Below are 20,690 nucleotides of genomic sequence, written 5' to 3'. Positions count from 1 at the left end.
GAATCCACTGGCCCGCGCGGCGGTTGCGCGCTACCCGTTTCGCATGCGCCTGTTTTGTCTCGTCTCCCTCACCATGATTGCCTTTGCCGCGAACTCGATCCTGGGGCGGGCGGCGATCGGCGGCGGGTATATGGACGCCACCGGGTTCGGCCTGTGGCGGCTGGTTTCCGGCGCGCTGATGCTGGCGCTGCTGTGCCGGGTGCGGGGGCTTGAGACATGGAGCCGGGAGCGGCTCTTGCGCCCCGCGTCCCTGTGGGGCGGGGCGGCGCTGACGCTGTATATGGCCGGGTTCACCCTGGCGTATCAGGATCTGGATGCCGGTCTCGGGGCGCTGGTGCTGTTCGGGGTGGTGCAGGTGTCGATGTTCCTGTGGGGCGCCCTCCGCGGCAATCCGGCGGCGGGCATGCAGGTGGCGGGCGCGGTGCTGGCCTTTCTGGGGCTGGCCTATGTGGTCTGGCCTGCGGAGGCTGCGGGCGTGCCGCTGCGGGCGTCGCTGCTGATGGGGCTGAGCGGTCTGGGCTGGGGCATCTACAGCCTGCTGGGCCGCGGTGCGCGGCAGCCGCTGGCGGCGACGGCGGTGAACTTTGCCTGGTCCAGCGTGATGATGCTGCCGGTGCTGCTGCTGGCAGGCGGCGGCACGGTGGTCAGCCCCTGGGGGGTGCTGCTGGCAGTGCTGTCGGGCGCAGTGACCTCCGGCATGGGCTATGCGCTGTGGTACCGGGTGCTGCCGCAGCTGGCGCCCGCGGTGGCCGCCACCGTGCAGCTGAGCGTGCCGGTGATTGCGATCCTTGCCGGGGCTGCATTGCTGGGCGAAAGCATCGGTCTGCGGCTGGTCTTCGGCAGCGCCGCGGTGCTGGGCGGCATCGCGCTGGTGGTGCGGCGGCCGCCCGCGCGCAAGGTGCAGGCCGCCAAGTAGCCGCAGGGGCTTCCCTGTGCCGCCGCTTGCGCTTATCTGGGCGGCATGCGTGATGTTCTGAAGCCCCTGATTGCCGCTGCTGCGGCGCTGCTGCCGCTGCCTGCGGCGGCCGATTGCGTGATCCTGTTGCACGGGCTGGCGCGGTCCGAAACCTCCTTTGCGGTGATGGAGGAGGTCTTGCAGTCGCGCGGATACTCCGTGGTGCGGCCCGGCTATCCCTCGACCGAGGAACCGGTGGAGGTGCTGGCGGAGGAGACCCTGCCCGCAGCCTTTGCCGCCTGCGGCGAGGCTGCAACCCATGTGGTCAGCCACTCGATGGGCGGCATCCTGCTGCGCTACTGGCTGCAGGGCAACCGCCCGGAAAACCTGGGCCGGGTGGTGATGATGGGGCCGCCGAACCAGGGCAGCGAGCTGGTGGATGAACTGGGCGACTGGGAGGTGTTCGGCCTGCTGAACGGGCCCGCCGGGCTGCAGCTGGGCACCGGGGCGGAGAGCCTGCCCAGGAAATTGCCGCCGGTGGATTTCGAGCTCGGGGTGATTGCGGGCAGCGAGACGCTGAACCCGCTGTTTTCGTCGCTGATCCCGGGGCCGGATGACGGCAAGGTCTCGGTCGCCAGCACCAGGGTCGAGGGCATGGCGGCGCATCTGACGCTGCCGGTCACCCACACCTACATGATGAACAACCCGCAGGTCATGGCGCAGGCGCTGCATTTCCTGGAGGAGGGGCGGTTTGAGCCCAGCCTGGGCTGGCTGGCGGCGGTGGAAGAGATCATTGGCGAGGCCTGCCAGCTGAATGGCGGCTGCGAAGAAGGCGTGAACGAATGACTTTGGAACTGACCCTGCAAGGCGGTGACGTGCTGCGCCCCGGCGGGCTGGAGCGCGGCGGCGAGTTGGCCTTTGCGGACGGGCTGGTGGCGGAGGCGCCCGCCGGGCGGGTTGTGGACCTGACCGGCTATCTGGTGCTGCCGGGGATCGTGGACGCCCATGGCGACGGCTTCGAGCGCCACCTGGCGCCGCGCCGGGGGGCGATGAAGCAGATGGCCGAGGGCGTGGCCGCCGCCGAGGCGGAACTGGCGGCCAACGGCATCACAACCGCGGTGCTGGCGCAGTTCTATTCCTGGGAAGGCGGCCTGCGGGGGCCGGAATTTGCGGCGCAGGTGTTTGAGGCGGTCAAGGCGGTGCGCGGCTCTGTCGTGACCGATCTGCTGCCGCAGCTGCGGTTCGAGATCCACATGCTGGAGGATTACGCCGGGCTGGCAGCCAAGGTGGCAGGCTGGGGCGTTCCCTATGTGGTGTTCAACGACCACCTGCCGCATGAGCGGCTGGCGGCGGGCAAGAAGCCGCCGCGCCTCACCGGCCAGGCGCTGAAGGCGGGGCGCAATCCGGAGGTCCACTGGCAGATGCTGAAGGACATGCACGCGCGCCGGGCTGAGGTGCCGGGCTGCTTGGATGCGCTGTGCGCGGAGCTGGCGGCGCTGGATGTGCGGCTGGGCAGCCATGACGATCAGACCGCTGAGGACCGCGCCGTCTGGCGCGAGCGCGGCGCCCGGATTGCCGAGTTCCCGGAGACGCTGGAGGCGGCTGAGGCGGCGCGGGCGGCGGGCGATCCGGTGATCCTCGGCTCGCCCAACGTGGTGCGGGGCGGCTCGCACAAGGGCAATGCCTCTGCCGTCGAACTGATTGCCATGGGGCTGTGCGATGCGCTGGCCTCGGACTACCACTATCCCAGCCCGCGGCGCGCGGCGCTGATGCTGGAACGCTCCGGCCTGATGGATCTGGCGGGGGCGTGGCGGCTGGTCTCGGAAGGGCCTGCGCAGCTGCTGGGGCTTACGGACCGCGGGCGGCTGGAGGCGGGCAAGCGCGCCGATATTCTGGTGCTGGACAAGCAGAGCCATCGGGTTGCGGCGACCATTGCCGGCGGGCGGGTGAGCTATATGTCGGGGGACGTGGCGGGCCGTTTCCTCGCCTGAGGGGGAGCGCCGCGCATCAGGCCGGATGGCCCTCTTTGCGGCGCGTGAAACCGGCTGGGCCGGTTTTACCGCCCAGCCGCTTCTTTATGGTATGAAACACTCCGGGAATTGGGGCTCTGGCCCAATCCGTCAGTTCTGCGGCTTCTGCACCCGGTTCACATGGCCCATCTTGCGGCCCGGCTTGGCCTCGGCCTTGCCGTAGAGGTGGATGGCGCAATCGGTTTCCCTGGCAAGCTCCGGGATGCGGTCGACGTCATCGCCAATCAGGTTTTCCATCACCACATCCGAATGGCGCTGGCCGTCGCCCAGCGGCCAGCCCGCAACCGCACGGATGTGCTGCTCAAACTGGTCCACGGTGCAGCCGTTCTGGGTCCAATGGCCGGAGTTGTGCACCCGCGGGGCGATCTCATTGACGATCAGGCCTTCGGGCGTCACGAACAGCTCAACCCCCAGGACGCCGACATAATCCAGCGCGTTCAGGATCTTGCCGGCCATCAGCACCGCATCCATGCGCTGGCCGGTGCTGAGGCGTGCGGGAATGGTGGTAGTGTGAAGAATGCCGTCGCGGTGGACGTTCTCGCCGGGGTCGAAGCAGGCGATCTCACCTGTCGTGCCGCGGGCGGCGATGACCGAGACCTCGTGGCTGAAATTGACGAAGCCTTCGAGGATCGAGGGCGCACCCGCCATGGCAGAAAGCGCTTCGCTTGCGTCTTCCGGTGCCTTGATGCGGGCTTGGCCCTTGCCGTCATACCCGAAGCGGCGGGTTTTCAGGATCGACGGCGCGCCGATCTCCGCCAGGGCCGCGTCGAGGCTGGCCTGGTCGGTGATGTCGGCAAAGGGCGCGGTCTTGAGGCCGAGGTCCTGCAGGAAGGTCTTTTCCGTCAGCCGGTCCTGGCTGATGCGCAGCGCTTCGCGGCCCGGGCGGATCGGCTTTTGCGATTCCAGCAGATCCAGCGCGGAGGTCGGGATGTTCTCGAACTCATAGGTGATGACGTCGACGGAGGCAGCGAAGGCCTTGAGCGCCTCGGCGTCCTCGTAGCCGGCGCTGGTCACGCGGTCGGCGACATGGCCTGCGGGCGGGTTGGCACCCGGTTCAAAGATATGGGTCTTGAAGCCGAGGCGGGAGGCTGCAACCGAGAGCATCCGGCCCAGCTGGCCGCCGCCGAGGATGCCGATGGTGGCGCCGGGGGCGAGGGTGTCAGTCATCGGAAGGCTCCTCCGGGATGGACGCCGAAAGCGCCTCGCGCCAGTCGTCCAGGCGCTGGGCGAGGTCTGCGTCCTGCAGCGCCAGGATGCCGGCGGCCATCAGGCCTGCGTTTGCGGCACCGGCGGCGCCGATCGCCATAGTGGCAACCGGGAAGCCCTTGGGCATCTGCACGATGGAATAAAGCGAGTCGACGCCGGAGAGGGCGCGGGTCTGGACCGGCACGCCGACCACCGGCACCCGGGTCTTGGAGGCGACCATGCCGGGCAGGTGGGCGGCGCCGCCGGCACCTGCGATGATCACCTGCAGGCCGCGGTCCGCTGCGGATTTGCCGTAGCTCCACAGCCGGTCCGGGGTGCGGTGGGCTGAGACGATCTTGGCCTCGTATTCAACGCCCAGTTCATCGAGGATATTGGCGGCTTCCTTCATGGTCGGCCAGTCGGATTGGCTGCCCATGATGATGCCCACTTTGATGTCGGCCATGGCTGGTGGCTCCTGTCGCGGCTTGTGGAGCGCGCACTATAGGGAATGTTGGGTTTTGCGCAATCCGGCTTGGGCGGGAAAACCGCGGGATTTGCGTGGATTCAGGGGCTTTGGCGCTATGCCGCAGGGGGCGGCTCCCGCCCGCGCGGGGATGCAGGCAAGCTGCACCGCCCCCGCGGTTGGGCGTGGCGCCGCGCGGGGGCGCGGCGCGGGTTGCTTGCACTAGCAGCGGCAGCGCGGCAGGGTGGCGGCGGAGACAGGGAGACTGCGATGCTGGAACTGCGCCCCAATTGCGAGCTGTGCGACAAGGATCTGCCGCCGGAGGCTGGGGAGGCGCGGATTTGCAGTTATGAGTGCACCTATTGCGCGGACTGTGCGGAGAGGGTGCTGCACAATGTCTGCCCGACCTGCGGCGGCGGCTTTGCGCCGCGGCCGATCCGGCCGAAACGGGCCTGGCGGGAGGCGTTGAAGCTGGGGCTGGGAAACAATCCGGCGTCAACCCGCCGGGTGCATTCGAAGTTCAGCCGCGAAGATATTGCGGCGCATGTGGAGCGCATCCGGCACTTGCGGCCGGAGGAGCGGTGAGCGGAGCCGCCTTTGCAGCGGCCCCGCGTCTTTTCGGGATCAGTCGCGCTGCTGCGGCAGGATCAGGTTGAGGAGCAGGCCTGCAACGCCGGAGAGGCCGATGCCTGCGAGGGTGAAGCCTTCGCCGAATTGCAGCGTCAGGCCGCCGAGGCCGATGATCAGCACGGTGGAGATGATCACCATATTGCGGGCCTCCGACAGCGCCTCGCCCAGTTTGGCAAGGACCGACAGGCCGACCACGGTGACCATGCCGAACAGAAGGATCATGATGCCGCCCATCACGGGCATCGGGATGGTCGACAGCGCGCCGGACAGTTTGCCCGCAAAGGACAGCGCGATGGCAAAGATTGCGGCCCAGGTCATGATCGCCGGGTTGAAGGCGCGGGTGAGCGTGACGGCGCCTGTCACCTCGGAATAGGTGGTGTTGGGCGGCCCGCCCAGAAGGCCCGCGGCGGCGGTGGCGAGGCCGTCGCCCAGCATGGTGTTCTGGATGCCGGGTTTTTCCATGTAGTCGCGCTTGGTCACGCTGGAGACCGCCATGATGTCGCCGAAGTGCTCGATCGCGGGAGCGATGGCGACCGGCAGGATGAACAGGATAGCGGCGAGGTTGAACTCGGGCGCGACAAAGCCCGGGACCTTGAACCAGGGCGCGTCCGCCAGCGGGGCGGTGCTGACCAGAGCGTCACCGGTGATCGCGCTGAGGGCCACCGCGGCGATGTAGCCCGCGGCGACGCCTGCCAGGATCGGCACCACCCGCATGATGCCGCGGCCGAGGATGGCCGTCAGCATGGTGGCGCCCAGTGAAATGGCGGCGAGCAAGAGCGCGGTGTTGCGCGGCATCACCTGGGTGTCGCCTGCGAGGCCGGTGGCCATGTTGACCGCAACCGGCGCCAGCGACAGGCCGATCACCATGATCACGGGCCCGACCACAACGGGCGGCAGCAGCCGGTGCAGGAAGCCGGAGCCAAAGGCGCGGATGGCAAAGGAGAGCGCGACATACAGCAGGCCCGCTGCTGCGAGGCCGCCGGTGGTGGCCGCCATGCCCCAGGTCTGCACGCCGTAGATGATCGGCGCGATGAAGGCAAAGGAGGACGCCAGGAACACCGGCACCTGGCCGCGGGTAACGACCTGGAAGATCAGCGTGCCAAGCCCTGCGGTGAACAGTGCGACGCTGGGGTCAAGGCCCGTGAGCAGCGGCACAAGCACCAGCGCGCCGAAGGCGACAAACAGCATCTGGGCGCCGACAAGGGCTTGTTTCGGGGTGAATTTGTAATCGGTTCCGGGGGCGGCGGGCGCGTCGGCGGGGTCGCTGGTGGCGGTCATGGTCTCGCTCTTATCTCAGGTGTTTACGCTGGCCCGGACCGGGGTGTTGCCGGGGTGCGGGCAAAATTGCAGTGCTCCTAATGGGAAAATGCGGCTTTGACCATCCGGTCAGAGAGTGTTTTTGCGGCCAGCGGACAGGGTGTCGCAACAGGGGCCGGGGGATGCCGGTTTTCTGCAAGCCAGATGGCGGCCGGGCGGCTGTTCTGCTGGGGAGATTTTGCCCGGAAAATTCCTTCATGACCCAGCAGACCGACCCGCTCCTCCAGCCTTTGCAATTGCGCCATCTGACCTTGCGCAACCGGATCATGAGCACGGCTCATGCACCCTCGTTCCAGGAGGGCGGCCATCCGCGCGACCGATACCGGCTGTACCACGAGGAGAAGGCGAAGGGCGGCATTGCACTGACAATGATTGGCGGGTCGACCAATATCGCGCCGGACAGCCCGTCGGTGTTCGGGCAGTTGTATGCGGGTGATGACAGCATCATCCCGTGGTTCCAGCGGCTCACGGACGGGGTGCGCAAGCATGGCGCGGCGGTGATGTGCCAGATCACCCATATGGGCCGGCGCACCGCCTGGGACGACGGCCACTGGCTGCCGGTTCTGGGGCCGTCGGGGCGGCGGGAGCGGGCGCATAGGGCGTTTCCAAAGATGATGGAGATGGAGGATATCTCCCGCGTCATCAAGGACTTCGCGGCTGCGGCGGAGCGCTGCCGGCAGGGCGGCTTCGACGGCATCGAGATCCTGTCGCATTCGCATCTGCTGGGGCAGTTCCTGTCGCCCTTGGTGAATACCCGCGAGGATGACTACGGCGGATCGCTCGGCAACCGGCTGCGGCTGACGCTGCAGGTCCTGGAGGCGGTGCGCGCGGCGGTGGGGCCGGATCTGATCCTCGGCATGCGGGTCACGGGGGATGAGCTGGCGGAGGGCGGCCTCAGCGCGGCAGACTGTATTGAGGCAGCGCAGAAGATTGCCGCCACCGGCGCGGTGGATTTCCTGAACGTGCTGGCAGGCGCGCCCTATGACGATCTGGGGCTGGCCGGCTGGGTGGCGCCGATGGGGATGCCCGCGGCGCCGGACCTGACTGTGGCGGGCGCGATCCGCGCGGCGGTGGATCTGCCGGTGTTCCATGCCGGCGGGGTGGCGGATATTGCCACCGCCCGACATGCGATCCGCGAGGGGCAGGCGGACATGATCGGCATGACCCGCGCCCATATGGCCGACCCCTATCTGGTGCAGAAGCTGCGGCAGGGCGCGGAGGAACGCATCCGGCCCTGCGTGGCGCTGGGCTACTGCGTCGACCGGGTCAACCAGGGCAAGCCTGCGGTCTGCGGCCATAATGCGGCGACGGGGCGCGAGATGCTGATGCCGCATGTGATTGAACCGGCGGCGGAGCGGCGCAAGGTGGTGGTGGCCGGCGGCGGCCCGGCGGGGCTGGAGGCCGCGCGGGTGGCGGCAGAGCGCGGCCATGATGTGGTGCTGTTTGAGGCCGGCGCTCGGCTTGGCGGCCAGATTGTACTGGCGGCCAAGGGCATGACCCGGCGGCAGATCTGGGGCGTGGCGGACTGGCTGATCTCGGAGGTGGAGCGGCTGGGCGTCGATGTGCGTCTCAATGCTTATGCCGAGGCGGAGGATGTGCTGGCGGGGGCCCCGGATGCGGTGATCGTGGCCACCGGCGGCTGGCCGGAACCGCTGGATATTCCGGGCGGGCATCTGGCGACCTGCAGCTGGGAGGTGCTGTCCGGCGAGGCGCGGGTGGCGGGCGAAGTGCTGCTGCTGGACGAGGTCGGAGATCACGCGGCGCTGGTCTGTGCGGATGTGATGGCACGGATGGGCTGCGCGGTCACGCTGGCAACGCCGGACCGGATGGCGGGGCATGATCTGGGGCCGACCAATTCTGCTGTGGTTCTGCGTGATCTGGCGCGGCAGGGGGTGGCGTTCGAGAGCCTGCTGGAGCCTGTGTCCGTTGCTGCCGAGGGCAGCCGCAAGCGCGTGACCCTTCGCCATGTGCTGACCGGAGAGGTGCAGGAACGGCTCGCGGACCATGTGGTCTCTGAGCACGGGATCACCCCGGCGGAGGACTTGTACCACGCGCTGAAGCCCAAATCGCGCAATCTGGGGCAGCTGGACCATCAGAAAATGATTGCCGGCCGCAGTCCCTTTGCAGAGGCGAACCCCGCAGGGGAATTCTGGCTGGCCCGCGCCGGTGACGCGGTGGCGGGGCGCAATATCCACGCCGCCGTCTATGACGCGCTGCGGCTGTGCAAGGATCTCTGACACAGCCGCATAGCACGACCGCAGCGCGCTGCCGGGCGCGCTGCCAGGCCCAACGCCTCCCGGCGCAGCTTGCCTGCGCGGAGAAGGGGGCGGGAGGCCCTGTTTAGTCAAGTGAAACCGCTGCGTTCTGCAGCTTTCGCCCGTACGGCTGTGGCACCGGCTGGCGCGCCGGCAGCCCGGCGCGGGGTCAGGCGATGATGTCCGGGGTCAGCCGGTCTTCGATCAAGGCGATCTTGTCTTTCAGGATCAGTTTCTGCTTCTTCAGGCGGCGGATCGTCAGCTGATCGGCGGTGCCGCGCTCTTCCAGCGCGCTGATTGCCTCGTCCAGATCACGGTGCTGCCTGCGGAAAACCTCTAACTCGACCTTCAAAACCTCATCTGTCTTCATCGACACATCTGTAGGTGCGTTCATGGGCGACTCAATTCGGCTGATGAATGAAGTGAGGGTGAAGATACTTCGTTAAGGGCTTTTCCGCTAGACCTATGGGCACATGGTCTTGTGAAACCAGAAAGAACTTCCCATATTCTTCGGGAAGCGGCTGCCGGAAGCGGGGCCGCGGATATCCGTCGCTTTGGCATAAAGGACGAACAGCGTGTCGAAACTAACCTTGGGCTCTTACCCGCATATGCTGGGGTTCGAGCAGCTGGAACGCCTCCTGGAACGCTCGGCCAAGTCGGGCAACGAAGGCTATCCCCCCTATAATATCGAACAGACTTCCGATCATTCCTACCGCATCACCCTGGCCGTGGCCGGTTTCGCCGAAGAGGATCTGGCGATCACCGTCGAGGACCGCCAGCTGGTGATCCGCGGCCGCCAGCGCGACGACAGCGAGGGTCGGGTGTTCCTGCACCGCGGCATCGCGGCGCGCCAGTTCCAGCGCATGTTCGTGCTGGCCGACGGCGTCGAAGTGGGCGAGGCGGTGATGGAGAACGGGCTGCTGCATGTGGATCTGACCCGCGCGCGCCCGGAAACCGTGGTCCAGACAATCAGTATCAGAAAGGGGTAAGAGCAATGCATACACCGTTTGACTTCAAGGATGCCGGCGACCGGACCGTCTATGTGAAGGCGGTTGCGGTGGCGGATCTTCCCAAAGAGGTGCAGCAGAGCGCCGGCGGGCGCGAGCAGCTTTATGCGGTGCACGACGCCGAGGGCGGCCAGCTGGCGCTGGTGGCCGACCGCCGCCTGGCCTTTGTGCTGGCGCGGCAGAATGACATGACACCGGTGCCGGTGCACTGAACCCCGCTGTGATACCTGTGCATTGATCCTGCCACAGGCTCCGGCGCAGTTGCGGGAAACCGCTTGATGTTTTTGCAGACAGGCTCCCATTTTGGGGGCCTGATTTGTTTTGACCGGATGATTGAGCAGGAGAGGCATTTGATGTTCAGGAAATTCCGCCCGTTGGTTCAGGCGCTGTGGCTGGCGCTTGGGCTGTCAGCCCTGTCTGCACCCGCAAGTGCTGATCCGTTCGTGGCCTGCGTGCAGCGGCAGTTGGCGGAGCTGGGATATGCTCCGGGCCAGCCGGACGGGCGGCTGACTCAGCAGACCAAGGCTGCCTGGCAGGCGTTGAAGCGGGCGCAGGCCGGGTCCGCAGTGCTGGCCGGGCTGCCGCCACTGGCTCCGAAAACCGCCATACACTGGTGCCGGGAGCTGCCGGCTCTGAACAGCGGTCTGAAACGGTATCTGCCGTCAGCCGCGCCGGTGCGGATTCTGGCGGATGCACCCAATGTGGAAAAGGGCATCCGGCAGGCGCATGACCGTGTTCTGCGATTTATGGACCAGGAATACGGGATTGTGCTGGCCGGGCATATCGGGATTGCAGCGGCAGGAGATACCAAGACGGTCCAGGGGTATGTACGCCGGCTGCTGAGCCAGATGTCCAATGCGCGCTTCAACCCGGATGCGTCGATTGCCGCTCATTGCAGGAACACCTTCGGCGTCGCGGGGGCGGCCTACCTGAAGTTTATGTATATCTGCTGGGACAATCCGCATCAGGCGGATAATGCCTGGCTCAAGCGCTCCCGCAAATGGCTGGGGTCGATGATGGCGCATGAATACATGCATCTGGTTCAGGCCGAACTGGGCGGCGCCCGCTCCGAAGGGTTCAACGGCCGCGCGGTGCGTGCCCGAATGGGGCCCGCCTGGCTGGTGGAAGGCAGCGCCGAGGTGGTTGCGGCCCGGTTCGGCAAGAGGGCCCTGCGCCTGCGCGCGCCGGGTCTTTCGGAGCTGCGTGAGAGGTCGCTGAAGTCGAAGAAGAGCCTCAGTGGCATGCGGGCGCACAAAACGGTCGGCACCGAAGGCGACTACGACTTCGCCCACTACGCGGTTCATATCCTGACCCGGGTAAACGGCGAGAAAACGTTGTTCAGATTCTGGCGGAGTCTCGGCGCCGGGCAAAGCTGGGATCAGGCGTTTCAGGGCGCCTTTGGTATTGGCATGGCAGAGTTTGAGGCGCAGGTGATGGAATTGCGCAAGCGGCCAGGCTCGGAGCGGGCGTTCATAGCAAAAATGCGGCGGAGGAATTCGTGATGGCACAATTTGATTTCGACTGGGTGGATGCCTTCTCGGACCGGGCGTTCGGCGGCAACGGCTGCGCGGTGGTGCATGAGGGCGCGCATCTTCCGGTGGAGGTCTGCACCGCTTATGTGCGGGAAACCTCGCTGGTGGAGTGCACCTTCACCGGGCCGTCGGAGGTGGCGGATGTCAAGGTGCGCTATTTCCTGGCCAGCCGCGAGATCCCCTTTGCCGGCCATCCGACCATTGCGACAGTCGCGGCGATGCGGGACCGGGGGCTGTTTCAGGGCGATAGCATCACCCTGGAGACCGGCGCCGGCATCGTGCCGGTGCGGCTGGACGGCGATCTGATCGAGATGACGCAGGTTGCGCCGGAGTTCGGGCCTTTTGCCGACCCGGAACTGGTGGCGGCGGCGGTGTCGCTGCCGGTGGAGGCGATTGTGGGGCAGCCGCAGAAGGTCTCCACCGGGCTGCCGTTCTGCGTCACCGTGCTGCGCGACCGCGCCGCGCTGGAGGCGGCGGAGCTGAACCTGGAGGCGCTGGCCGCATTGGGCAAGTCGCTGGGCGCTGACGGCATCGACATGATGGAGCCGTTTCTGGTGGTGCTGGAGGGGGCGACGGAGGCGGGCGACACCTTCTCGCGCCTGCTGATGGCGCCGCCGAGCCCACCGGAGGATCCTTTTACCGGGTCTGCGACCGGCGCGATGGCGTCTTATCTGTGGAAGCATAGCCTGATGGGCAAGGCAGAATTCACCGCCGAGCAGGGCCACGGCATGGGCCGCCCGGGCCAGGCGCGGGTGGCACGGGTTGGCGCGCCGGATGCGATCGAGGGCGTGCGGGTAGCTGGCGAGGGCTTCGTGCTGATGCGCGGGGCGGTGGAGCTGCCGGATACTGTGTAAAGCTGCGGCGGCTAGGGGGCGGTCAGCATGTCTTTCAGCGACCGGATGCCCCGGTCGTCCGCCTTGGGCACGATGCGCCAGGCGGCATTGACAAAACACACCAGCGCAAAGCCCAAGAGGCCGAGGCACAGGAGGGTCACCAGCAGCTGGCCGTAGGTTCTGTCCTGCAGCCAGTCTAACGCGGTGCCGATGCCGCCGGCCTGGCGGCTGGAGGCATAGGCGGCGGTGCGCAGCATCAGCAGGCCGATGATGCCGATCACGGCGCCATGCGCGGCCATTCCGGCCTTCAGCACCAGGTTCAGATGCAGGGTCGCCGGGTTTCCCTTGAGGTGGCTGCGGTAGCCTTCGGTCCAGGCCTTGTGCAGGTAGTAGCCGCCTGCACCGAGCGTCAGCGCGCCGGCGGTGCCGATGGCAGCCTGGCCGGCAGTGGCGGCGAGGAGGCGGTTGACAAGGCCTGTCCCGCCGAGCCCTTCGGAGCGCCCCAGAAGCACGGTGACGGTCAAAAGGCCGAGGCCCAGATGCACGAGGCCGGTGGTCATCATCCCGGCCCGGGCAATCAGGCCTTTGGGGGCGTTGCCGTAGTCTTCGAGGTCCCAGATGCTGTCCACGGCGCGCCAGGCCGCATAGGCAAACATGCCGAGCGCAATCAGCACCAGCACGGCGGTCCCCGGGAGGCCCTGCAGACGCCCCATCGCCTCGCCGGTGCCTTCGGCGTCGCCGCCGTTCCAGATCGACCGGAGCGAGGCGCCGGCCACCAGCAGGTAAACCAGACCGCGCCCGGCGTAGCCTGCGCGCATGACCGGCACCGCCCAGGCAAAATGGCCGGGTGTTTCATCTTTCAGATGCTTGCTGCGGATGCCGGGCGGGCGGGAGCTGGGAGGCATTCCAGGCCTTTCACTGCTGCGCGGGAGGTCGGGCCTGAGATTAACGCCTGGACCGGCAGAAAGTTCCTGACGGCGCCATTGGCCGCGGCTGGCCCTAGTCCGCGCCGCAGCCTTCCTGCAGGAAATCACGGATCAGGGAGTGGAACAGGGCGGGCTTTTCCAGGTGCACCGCATGGGCGGCACCGGGCACAACCGACAGGCGCACATTGGGCAGGTTGGTCCACAGCGATTCCACCTGGGGCCAGCGGTAGGAGCGGTCGGAATCGCCCCAGACCACCAGCGTCGGCATGGTCAGCCGCGGCAGCGCCTGGCGCCCGTCCCAATCGGCCATTGCCTGCAGCGCGGCCAGCGCGGCCTGCGGGCTGGCCTGGGCGCCGATTTCCGTCAGCAGCGGGTAGCCGCGCGCCGTGCTGCCGGCCTTGAACCAGGTTGCCCCGATGCGCGCGATGGTTTTTGCCACGCCGTCGGCAAGCAGCCGTTCGCGCGAGACCGTGATGGGTTCGAACCGGTCCGGCATCAGGCCGAGCGGGCCGGTTCCGTAGAGGATCAGTTTCTGCACCGCTGCCGGCCGGGCCGCCGCCATTTCCTGGGCGATCATGCCGCCCATAGAATGGCCCATCAGGATGAACTCCGGAATGCCCAGGCTGTTGAGCAGGGCGAGCACGGCCTCGGCCATTGCGGCGATGGTGCTGCAGCCGGGCAGGCCGGCGGCGGCGGCAAAGCCCGGAAGGTTGGGCGCGATGACATCGTAGCCGCCGCTGAAGGCAGTGATCTCGCTTTGCCACTGGGCGGCACCGCCCAGGTAGCCGTGGACCAGCACCAGAACCGGGCCGGTTCCGGCGCGCAGATAGGGGAGGTCCGGCATCAGCGCATCTGCTCCGGCAGCCACAGCGCCACATCGGGCGACAGGATGAGAATGGAGATGAGCAGGATCATGGCGGCGATGAAGGGCAGGCAGCCCATGATCACGTCGCCGATGCTCACCTGTTCGCGGCCGATGGCCTGAATCACATAGAGGTTCAGCCCCACCGGCGGCGTCAGCACCGCGATTTCCATGGTGATGGTATAGACGACACCGAACCAGATCAGATCAAAGCCGGCTGCGCCCATCAGCGGGTAGATGGTCGGCAGCGTGATGAAGGTCATCGACACCGGTTCCAGGAACATGCCGAGTAGGATGTAGAACACCAGTACGATGGCGAGAACCGTGTAGGGCGACAGCTCAAACGACAGGAACAGGTCGGTGAACTGCTGCGGCACCCGGTAATAGGTCAGCACGAAGCCGAACAGCACGCCGGCCGAGAGCAGCAGCCCGAGGTAGCCCATGGTGCGCATGGTGGCGAAGATGGCGCCCTTGAAGCCGGACCAGCCCAGGTCGCCGACCCAGAAGGCCAGCACCACTGTCAGCAGGGCGGCGACGGCGGCGGCCTCGGTCGGGGTGGCGATCCCGGCATAGATGGCGACGGTGATCACCAGGCCGATCAGCGCAACAGGGCCGATGGTGCTGAGGATCATCTTCAGCGGCATTTTCGCGGCGTCTTCGCTGCCGGGGATGTCCTCAGGCTTCATCATGCCCCAGACCAGCACCACCACCACAAAGCTGGAGACCAGGATCAGCCCGGGGATAACACCTGCAATGAACAGGTCGCCGATGCTTTGGTCGGTGACGATGCCGTAGAACAGCAGGATCAGGCTGGGCGGGATCAGCACCGACAGGGTGCCGCCTGCAGCCAGCACGCCGCTGGACAGGCGCCTGCCGTAGCCCAGCCGCAGCATTTCCGGCAGCGCGACGCCGCCGATGGTGAGCGCCCCCACCATCGAGGAGCCGCAGACCGCGCCGAAGCCGGCGCTGGCCCCGATCGAGCCATAGGCGGCTGAGCCCTTGATCCGCACGCCCTGGTGCAGGAACTGGTAGAGGTTGGGGCCGATACTGGAGCGCCCTATCAGTTCGCCCAGGAAGACGAACAGCGGCACCGCCAGCAGAATGTAGTCGATCCAGACGCCCCAGAGCTTCAGCTCGGAGGAGACGATGGAGGTTTTCCAGCCCTGGATCTGCCAGAGGAACGGCAGCGATGCCGCCGCCAGGGCGAAGGGGATGGGCAGGCCGATGGTGATGAACAGCATCAACAGGCCCAAGAGGCCGAGGCCGACCGTATACCATTCCATCAGAGAACTCCTGCCGTGGCCGGGCGGCGGATCAGGCGGACCAGGCGCAGCGCGGCGTAAAGGGAAAAGAGCACCAGCGCCGCGGCGCCGGGCGCCCAGAACAGGTAGCGGGGCCAGTGCAGGATTTCGGAGGCCACGCCGGAATTGAAGGAGCGGATCGTGGCGCTGACCCCGGCATAGGCAAAGAAACTGCCGACACCCAGCATCAGGATGTGGTTCACGATATCCAGCAGCCGCCGGGCGCCGGGGCGGAGCAGCTCCGTGATCATCGTGACCTTGGGAAAGGCGTCTTCGCGCAGTGCGTAGGCAAGGCCGGCAAAGGCCACCGGAAACAGCAGCAGGGCGGTGGCTTCGGTCACCATCCGGTCGGGCTTGCCCAGCCCGTAGCGCACAAAGACGCCGTAGGAGATCCACAGCATCTGGACCAGAACCACAGCGGCGCCTGCACCGGCGAGCCAGACGACGGCGCGTTCCACGGCTCGGATCAGGCGGTCGAGACCGTCATCCATGACAGGGCTCCTTGTTGGGGTTGCTCAGATCCCGGCGGCGGGCAATGGGCCGCGCCGCCGGGCCGGGGGGAGCCTCAGGGCGCGTGGCTTGCCAGCAGGGAGCGGATGCTGTCGGCCATTTCCGCACCGCAGGCCTCGTTCACCGTTTCATCCCACTTGGGTTTGACGCTGGCGATCAGGGCTTCGCGCTGCTCGTCCGGAATGGACACCGCCGCACCGCCGCCCTGCATGACCGCATTGCCGACCTGCTGGTCGACCCAGGCCTCATAGCGCGGCTGCAGCCATTTTTCGGTCTCTGCCGCCGCAGCAGTCAGAGCCGCCTGTTCCTCTGCGGTCAGGGCGTCGAACTTGCTTTTGTTCATCATGTACTGGATGTTGCCGTAGAACAGGTTGGCGTTGATCATGTAGGGCATCACGGTCCACAGCTTCCAGGAACTGTAGGTGGCGACCCCCATGTTGATGCCGTCCACGACACCGCGCTCGGCCGACTGGAACACTTCCTTGGGCGCCACGAAGACCGGCTCGCCGCCCCAGGTCTCGATCATCATGCTGACCAGCGGCCCGATGGAGCGCACCAGCTTGCCGTCAAGCTTGCCGATGTCGCTGATCGGTTCTTCGAACCACCATTCCTGATCGTAGGAGTAATTCGAGTTGAACAGCGGCACCAGGCCGGCGTTTGCGGCCTCATCCCGGATCAGTTCAGCATAAGCGGCGTCGAGGCCGGTCTGGTCCTCCAGGCTGACCTCGGCCGGGTAGAGCGAGGTGACCGCGTAACAGGGCAGGCGGTTGTCGGCGTTGATCCAGCTGATGTCGGAGACGCCGCCCTGAACGGAATCCACGCCCTCGGACCAGCCGTGCAGCGTGGCGGAGGGAAACACCTCGACCTTGACGGAGCCGCCGGTCTTTTCCGCGACGAGATCCGCGAAATGGGTGAATCCCTGATAGCGGATGTCAGATTCGTTCACATAGGTGCTGAGGCGCAGCGTGGTCTCGGCGGAGGCCGCGCCTGCGGCCAGGGCAGCCGCGAGGGCAACCGCGGATGTTGTCGTTCTGATCATTCGTTCCTCCCTTGATTTCCGGTCATTGCGGCGGCTTTTGCGCCGCCGGACCCTTGGCTCCCTCCTTTGCGGTTTTGGCCCGGGGCCTGGGATGCCTGAGCAAAAGGCTAGGGGGGACTGCGCGGGCTAGGCCAACTCAAATATTTCATTAAACTATGCGGAACATGCATAGATGTTTGTTTCCAGTATCTTGGTGCTGGACGGGAGGGCTCAGATGGACATCAACTGGCTGCGGGATTTCATCTGCCTGGCGCGGACGCTGAATTTTACCCGCGCTGCGGAGGAGCGGAACATCACCCAGTCGGCCTTCAGCCGGCGGATCAAATCTCTGGAAATCTGGATGGGCGTGCCGCTGATCAAACGCTCCAGCTACCCGGTGCAGCTGTCCGAGGCGGGCCAGCAGTTTCTGCCGGTGGCGCTGGAAACCGTGTCGGACCTGACCGACATCCGCCAGACCCTGCGGGCGCAGGAGCAGGGCAGCACCGCGTTTCAGCGCGTCGCGGTGCTGCATACGATCTCAGTCAATTACCTGTCGCTGCGGATTGCCGAACTGGAGGACAGCATTCCGAACCTGCGGGTGCGGATCTATTCGGACAACCTGCGCACCTGCTGCCAGCTGCTGTCGGAAGGCACCTGCGATTTCCTGCTGTACTACCGGCACAAGGACGTGCAGCCGGTGTTCGATGAGGCGCAATTCGCGCGCAAGGATATCGGCACTGAGCTGATGCTGCCGGTGGCCGAGGCCGCCGCGGCGAGGGCGGGGCGCTGGGATCTGGACAGCGGCGGTCGCGGGCTGTTTCCCTACCTGGGCTATGACCCCAGCAGCTTCCTTGGGTCTGTGGTCGATCAGACCATCGGCAGCCGCACGCCGCCCTTGTCGCTGCGCTATATGGATGCGCTGACCGAGGCCATCAAGCGGCGGATGCTGTCCGGCAGCGGCATCGCCTGGCTGCCCGAAAGCGTGGTGGCGGCGGAGCTGGCCGCCGGGCGGGTGGTTCAGGTTGGCGGCCCTGCCTGGCAGGCGCAGTTGACCCTGTCGCTGTTCTGCTCGCTGGAGCGGCTGGACAAGACCGGGCGGCAGGTGTGGGAGGCGCTATGAGAGGCCGGGGCAGTCCGGCGCATCGCCCAGCAGGCGCCAGACCGCTTCCTCCTGGCGGCTGCTGCGCCCGGCGAGGCGGATCATCACCACGCTCAGCTCTTCCGCGGGCAGGCCGGGCACACGCAGCAGGCGGGCGGCTTCAAGATGCGGCCTGACCAGGCTCAGGGGCAGCCAGGCCACGCCGATCCCGTCCAGAGCGTATTCGCAAGCCGCCAGCGTCAGCGCGGTTTCGGCCTTGGGCAACAGGACAGTGCCTTCTGGCAGCCTCGGATAAATTGCGTGGCTTGCCATCCGGCCGAGAAAGACATCGGACGGGTAGGTGATTGCGGGGATTTCCGCCTGATCCAGCGCGGGCCAAAGGGAGGGCGCCGCCACCGGCACCAGCTGATCGGTTCCCAGTGCGCGGGTGCCGAAGGCATCGGGCAGGGCCAGATTTCCGCCGCCGGTCCAGTCATAAGCGACGGCGAAATCCGCATCGCCGGACAGCAGCTGCATCAGGCAGGCATCGCGGTTGCCGGAACGCACCCGGACCGGCTGGTCCTGCGCCGAGGTCAGCAGCTTCACGATCCAGGGCGATATGGTTGCCGTGATCGCGTGCTGACAGGCAAAGGCGACGCCGCGGCCGCCGCTTTCTACCGACACCTTCAGGTCGTGCTCCAGGCGGCGCAGGCGGGCGCTGAGCTCGCGCAGCTCAGGTTCCATCGCCATAACGCCGGGCAGGATCGTCACCGGCTTGCGGGAGCGGTCGAACAGATTGACGCCGAGGCGGGTTTCGATGCCGCGCACCCGCCGGGTGAAGGCGGGCTGGGTCAGCAGGCGCTGTTCTGCCGCGCGCGCCAGAGAGCCGGTGTCAATCACCGCAAGTATGTCGTCGATCCAGTCCAGCTGCATGGCGGCAGGTTACTTGGAAAACCCTGGAACATGCAAGAATGGCAATTTATGGTGCGAATTTTGCATTAGTTTACTGCGTTGAGGCTGGGTAACTTGCGGAAAATCCACGTTAGGAGAGTCCCATGCATCTTGCCCGCTTCCCCCGCCGTTTCATCGCGCATCTGCCCACGCCGCTGGAGCGGCTCGACCGTCTGAGCAAGGAGCTGGGCGGGCCCGAGATCTGGATCAAGCGGGACGACTGCACCGGCCTGTCCACCGGCGGCAACAAGACCCGTAAGCTGGAGTTCCTAATGGCCGAGGCGGAGCTGGAAGGGGCCGATATGGTCATGACCCAGGGCGCCACTCAATCGAACCATGCCCGTCAGACCGCCGCCTTTGCCGCTAAGCTGGGCCTCGACTGCCACATCCTGCTGGAAGACCGTACAGGATCCGACAACGCGAATTACAACAACAATGGCAACGTGCTGCTGGACCACCTGCACGGCGCCACAACTGAAAAACGCCCCGGCGGCCTGGACATGAATGCCGAAATGGAGGCCGTGGCCGAGAAATTCCGCGCCGATGGCAGGAAAGTCTACACGATCCCCGGCGGCGGCTCCAACCCGACCGGCGCGCTGGGTTATGTGAACTGCGCCTTCGAGATCCTGCAGCAGGCCAATGCCGACGGGCTGAAGATCGACCATATCGTTCATGCCACCGGCTCTGCGGGAACCCAGGCCGGGCTGATCACTGGCCTCAAGGCAATGAACGCGCAAATCCCGCTTCTGGGTATCGGTGTCCGGGCGCCAAAGCCGAAACAGGAAGAAAACGTCTACAACCTGGCCTGCGCCACGGCGGAGAAGCTCGGCTGCGCCGGGGTTGTGCAGCGCGAGGATGTGGTGGCCAATACCGACTACGTCGGCGACGGCTATGGCATCCCGACCGAGGGCGGGCTGGAGGCAATCCGCATGTTTGCCGAGCTGGAGGCGATCCTGCTGGACCCGGTCTATTCCGCCAAGGGGGCGGCCGGTTTCATTGATCTGATCCGCAAGGGCCATTTCAAGAAAGGCGAGCGGGTGGTATTCCTGCATACCGGCGGCGCGGCGGCGCTGTTCGGCTACGACAGCGCGTTCGACTTTGCGGGCCGCTGGAAATCCGCCTGATCTGACCCTTGATGGAGGGACCGGCAGAAGACATGAGCACGCCCAGACCCATAGGCATCCTTGGCGGCATGGGGCCGGAAGCGACGGTGCTGATGATGCAGCGCATCATCAGCTGCACCCCGGCGGCACGTGATCAGGACCATATCCAGCTGCTGGTGAACAGCAATCCGCAGGTGCCGTCGCGGATCGAACACCTGATCCGCGGCACCGGGCCGGACCCGGCCCCGGTGCTGGCCGGGATGGCGCAGCAGCTGGAGGCCATGGGGGCCAGGGCGCTGGTGATGCCGTGCAATACCGCGCATTTCTATGCGCCGGCCATCACCGCCGCCTGCGGCATTCCCCTGATCAGCATGATCGAGGCGGTGCCCGAAGCGATCAAGGCATCGGGGCTGCCGGTGCGGAAGGCGGGCATTCTGGCATCGCCCGCCGTCCGGATCACCGGGATTTACGAAGCGCCTGCGAGGGCGCGCGGGCTGGAGCCGCTGTACTGCGGAGACGAGGACGAGGTTCTGGACCTGATCCAGACGATCAAGGCAGAGGGCGTCACGGATCTCTACCGCCGAAGGCTGGGCGCGCTGGCGGCCGGGCTGCAGGCGGAGGGGGCGGAGTGCATCGTGACCGCCTGCACCGAATTTTCGCTGTTGTTCGATGGTCTGGAGGCGGATGTTCCGGCGTTTGACGCGCTGAACGAAACCTGCCGGGCCGTTGTCGGCTTTGCCATGCAGGATGTGCGGCACGGTGAGACGCCCGGGGGGGGGGCTAGGGGGGCGTGT

At 66.6% G+C, this 20,690-nt stretch carries 22 protein-coding genes; 12 read left to right on the top strand and 10 right to left on the bottom strand.

What is annotated here, in order from left to right; all coding sequences use genetic code 11:
• The first annotated feature begins 43 nt into the window (after positions 1-43).
• From GKC28_RS20190 to GKC28_RS20180, 3 genes are read left to right on the top strand one after another with little or no spacing between them, the layout of a single operon-like run.
• The gene (locus GKC28_RS20190; protein ID WP_174148803.1) at positions 44-916 is read left to right on the top strand and encodes a DMT family transporter; all 873 of its coding nucleotides are present in this window, start codon (positions 44-46) and stop codon (positions 914-916) included.
• A gap of 45 nt (positions 917-961) precedes the next feature.
• Positions 962-1,741, top strand: coding sequence for an alpha/beta fold hydrolase (locus GKC28_RS20185; RefSeq protein ID WP_174148802.1), 780 nt, complete (start codon positions 962-964; stop codon positions 1,739-1,741).
• Entirely contained in the window at positions 1,738-2,886 is a 1,149-nt protein-coding gene (locus GKC28_RS20180; RefSeq protein ID WP_174148801.1) for an alpha-D-ribose 1-methylphosphonate 5-triphosphate diphosphatase, read from the top strand. Before GKC28_RS20185 ends, GKC28_RS20180 begins: the two co-directional genes overlap by 4 nt.
• A 129-nt stretch (positions 2,887-3,015) precedes the next feature.
• Here the strand turns inward: GKC28_RS20180 and GKC28_RS20175 are convergent, their stop codons facing one another.
• The gene (locus tag GKC28_RS20175; protein ID WP_174148800.1) at positions 3,016-4,092 is read right to left on the bottom strand and encodes a 5-(carboxyamino)imidazole ribonucleotide synthase; all 1,077 of its coding nucleotides are present in this window, start codon (positions 4,090-4,092) and stop codon (positions 3,016-3,018) included.
• Positions 4,085-4,573 (bottom strand): 5-(carboxyamino)imidazole ribonucleotide mutase, encoded by a 489-nt coding sequence (purE, locus tag GKC28_RS20170; protein WP_174148799.1) that lies wholly within the window; start codon positions 4,571-4,573, stop codon positions 4,085-4,087. The genes GKC28_RS20175 and purE overlap by 8 nt, the downstream gene beginning before the upstream one ends.
• A gap of 270 nt (positions 4,574-4,843) precedes the next feature.
• Between purE and GKC28_RS20165 the strand changes: the two genes are divergently transcribed.
• Positions 4,844-5,158: a DUF1272 domain-containing protein gene (locus GKC28_RS20165; protein ID WP_174148798.1), complete on the top strand. Its 315-nt coding sequence runs from the start codon at positions 4,844-4,846 to the stop codon at positions 5,156-5,158.
• A 39-nt stretch (positions 5,159-5,197) separates the two neighbouring features.
• On the opposite strand, the gene GKC28_RS20160 is transcribed toward GKC28_RS20165, so the two are convergent.
• On the bottom strand, positions 5,198-6,481 hold the full coding sequence (locus tag GKC28_RS20160; protein ID WP_174148797.1) for a uracil-xanthine permease family protein: 1,284 nt from the start codon (positions 6,479-6,481) through the stop codon (positions 5,198-5,200).
• Positions 6,482-6,717: 236 nt separating this feature from the next.
• On the opposite strand from GKC28_RS20160, the gene GKC28_RS20155 reads away from it, so the two are divergent.
• Positions 6,718-8,757 carry an FAD-dependent oxidoreductase gene (locus GKC28_RS20155; RefSeq protein ID WP_174148796.1) on the top strand — a complete coding sequence of 680 codons (2,040 nt, stop codon included), beginning with the start codon at positions 6,718-6,720 and terminating at the stop codon, positions 8,755-8,757.
• 187 nt (positions 8,758-8,944) lie between these two features.
• On the opposite strand, the gene GKC28_RS20150 is transcribed toward GKC28_RS20155, so the two are convergent.
• On the bottom strand, positions 8,945-9,169 hold the full coding sequence (locus GKC28_RS20150) for a YdcH family protein (protein WP_174148795.1): 225 nt from the start codon (positions 9,167-9,169) through the stop codon (positions 8,945-8,947).
• A 181-nt stretch (positions 9,170-9,350) separates the two neighbouring features.
• Here GKC28_RS20150 and GKC28_RS20145 point away from each other — a divergent pair, with 181 nt between their 5' ends.
• The 4 genes from GKC28_RS20145 (at position 9,351) to GKC28_RS20130 (ending at position 12,168) form a co-directional block, all read left to right on the top strand.
• On the top strand, positions 9,351-9,764 hold the full coding sequence (locus GKC28_RS20145) for an Hsp20 family protein (RefSeq protein ID WP_019298576.1): 414 nt from the start codon (positions 9,351-9,353) through the stop codon (positions 9,762-9,764).
• Positions 9,765-9,769: 5 nt separating this feature from the next.
• Positions 9,770-9,994 (top strand): DUF1150 family protein, encoded by a 225-nt coding sequence (locus GKC28_RS20140; RefSeq protein ID WP_174148794.1) that lies wholly within the window; start codon positions 9,770-9,772, stop codon positions 9,992-9,994.
• A gap of 141 nt (positions 9,995-10,135) precedes the next feature.
• Complete coding sequence (locus GKC28_RS20135) at positions 10,136-11,284, top strand: peptidoglycan-binding protein (protein ID WP_174148793.1); 1,149 nt, start codon at positions 10,136-10,138, stop codon at positions 11,282-11,284.
• The gene (locus GKC28_RS20130; RefSeq protein ID WP_174148792.1) at positions 11,284-12,168 is read left to right on the top strand and encodes a PhzF family phenazine biosynthesis protein; all 885 of its coding nucleotides are present in this window, start codon (positions 11,284-11,286) and stop codon (positions 12,166-12,168) included. Before GKC28_RS20135 ends, GKC28_RS20130 begins: the two co-directional genes overlap by 1 nt.
• Positions 12,169-12,179: 11 nt before the next feature.
• Here GKC28_RS20130 and GKC28_RS20125 read toward each other — a convergent pair whose 3' ends face one another.
• From GKC28_RS20125 to dctP, 5 genes are all read right to left on the bottom strand, one after another.
• Positions 12,180-13,052 carry a DUF1206 domain-containing protein gene (locus GKC28_RS20125; protein ID WP_174148791.1) on the bottom strand — a complete coding sequence of 291 codons (873 nt, stop codon included), beginning with the start codon at positions 13,050-13,052 and terminating at the stop codon, positions 12,180-12,182.
• 94 nt (positions 13,053-13,146) lie between these two features.
• Positions 13,147-13,917 (bottom strand): alpha/beta fold hydrolase, encoded by a 771-nt coding sequence (locus GKC28_RS20120; RefSeq protein ID WP_174148790.1) that lies wholly within the window; start codon positions 13,915-13,917, stop codon positions 13,147-13,149.
• On the bottom strand, positions 13,917-15,218 hold the full coding sequence (locus GKC28_RS20115; protein WP_174148789.1) for a TRAP transporter large permease: 1,302 nt from the start codon (positions 15,216-15,218) through the stop codon (positions 13,917-13,919). The genes GKC28_RS20120 and GKC28_RS20115 overlap by 1 nt, the downstream gene beginning before the upstream one ends.
• Complete coding sequence (locus GKC28_RS20110; protein ID WP_174148788.1) at positions 15,218-15,727, bottom strand: TRAP transporter small permease; 510 nt, start codon at positions 15,725-15,727, stop codon at positions 15,218-15,220. Before GKC28_RS20110 ends, GKC28_RS20115 begins: the two co-directional genes overlap by 1 nt.
• A 74-nt stretch (positions 15,728-15,801) precedes the next feature.
• Positions 15,802-16,785, bottom strand: a complete 984-nt coding sequence (gene dctP, locus GKC28_RS20105; RefSeq protein ID WP_174148787.1) for a TRAP transporter substrate-binding protein DctP — start codon at positions 16,783-16,785, stop codon at positions 15,802-15,804.
• A 214-nt stretch (positions 16,786-16,999) separates the two neighbouring features.
• Between dctP and GKC28_RS20100 the strand changes: the two genes are divergently transcribed.
• Positions 17,000-17,884 carry a LysR family transcriptional regulator gene (locus GKC28_RS20100; RefSeq protein ID WP_174148786.1) on the top strand — a complete coding sequence of 295 codons (885 nt, stop codon included), beginning with the start codon at positions 17,000-17,002 and terminating at the stop codon, positions 17,882-17,884.
• Here GKC28_RS20100 and GKC28_RS20095 read toward each other — a convergent pair.
• A complete protein-coding gene (locus GKC28_RS20095) occupies positions 17,879-18,775 on the bottom strand; it encodes a LysR family transcriptional regulator (RefSeq protein ID WP_174148785.1) in 897 nt (298 codons plus the stop codon). The genes GKC28_RS20100 and GKC28_RS20095 overlap by 6 nt on opposite strands.
• 122 nt (positions 18,776-18,897) lie before the next feature.
• Between GKC28_RS20095 and GKC28_RS20090 the strand changes: the two genes are divergently transcribed.
• Entirely contained in the window at positions 18,898-19,917 is a 1,020-nt protein-coding gene (locus GKC28_RS20090; RefSeq protein WP_174148784.1) for a D-cysteine desulfhydrase, read from the top strand.
• Between the two features lie 32 nt (positions 19,918-19,949).
• Positions 19,950-20,690: aspartate/glutamate racemase family protein (locus GKC28_RS20085; RefSeq protein WP_174148783.1), on the top strand; the 741-nt coding region annotated here is incomplete at its 3' end.

Origin of the sequence: Leisingera sp. ANG59, from assembly GCF_013317235.1 — a bacterium.
Lineage (GTDB): Bacteria > Pseudomonadota > Alphaproteobacteria > Rhodobacterales > Rhodobacteraceae > Leisingera.
The sequence above is the reverse complement of the archived record's forward strand: the minus strand, read 5'-3'. Positions and strand labels throughout refer to the sequence as shown.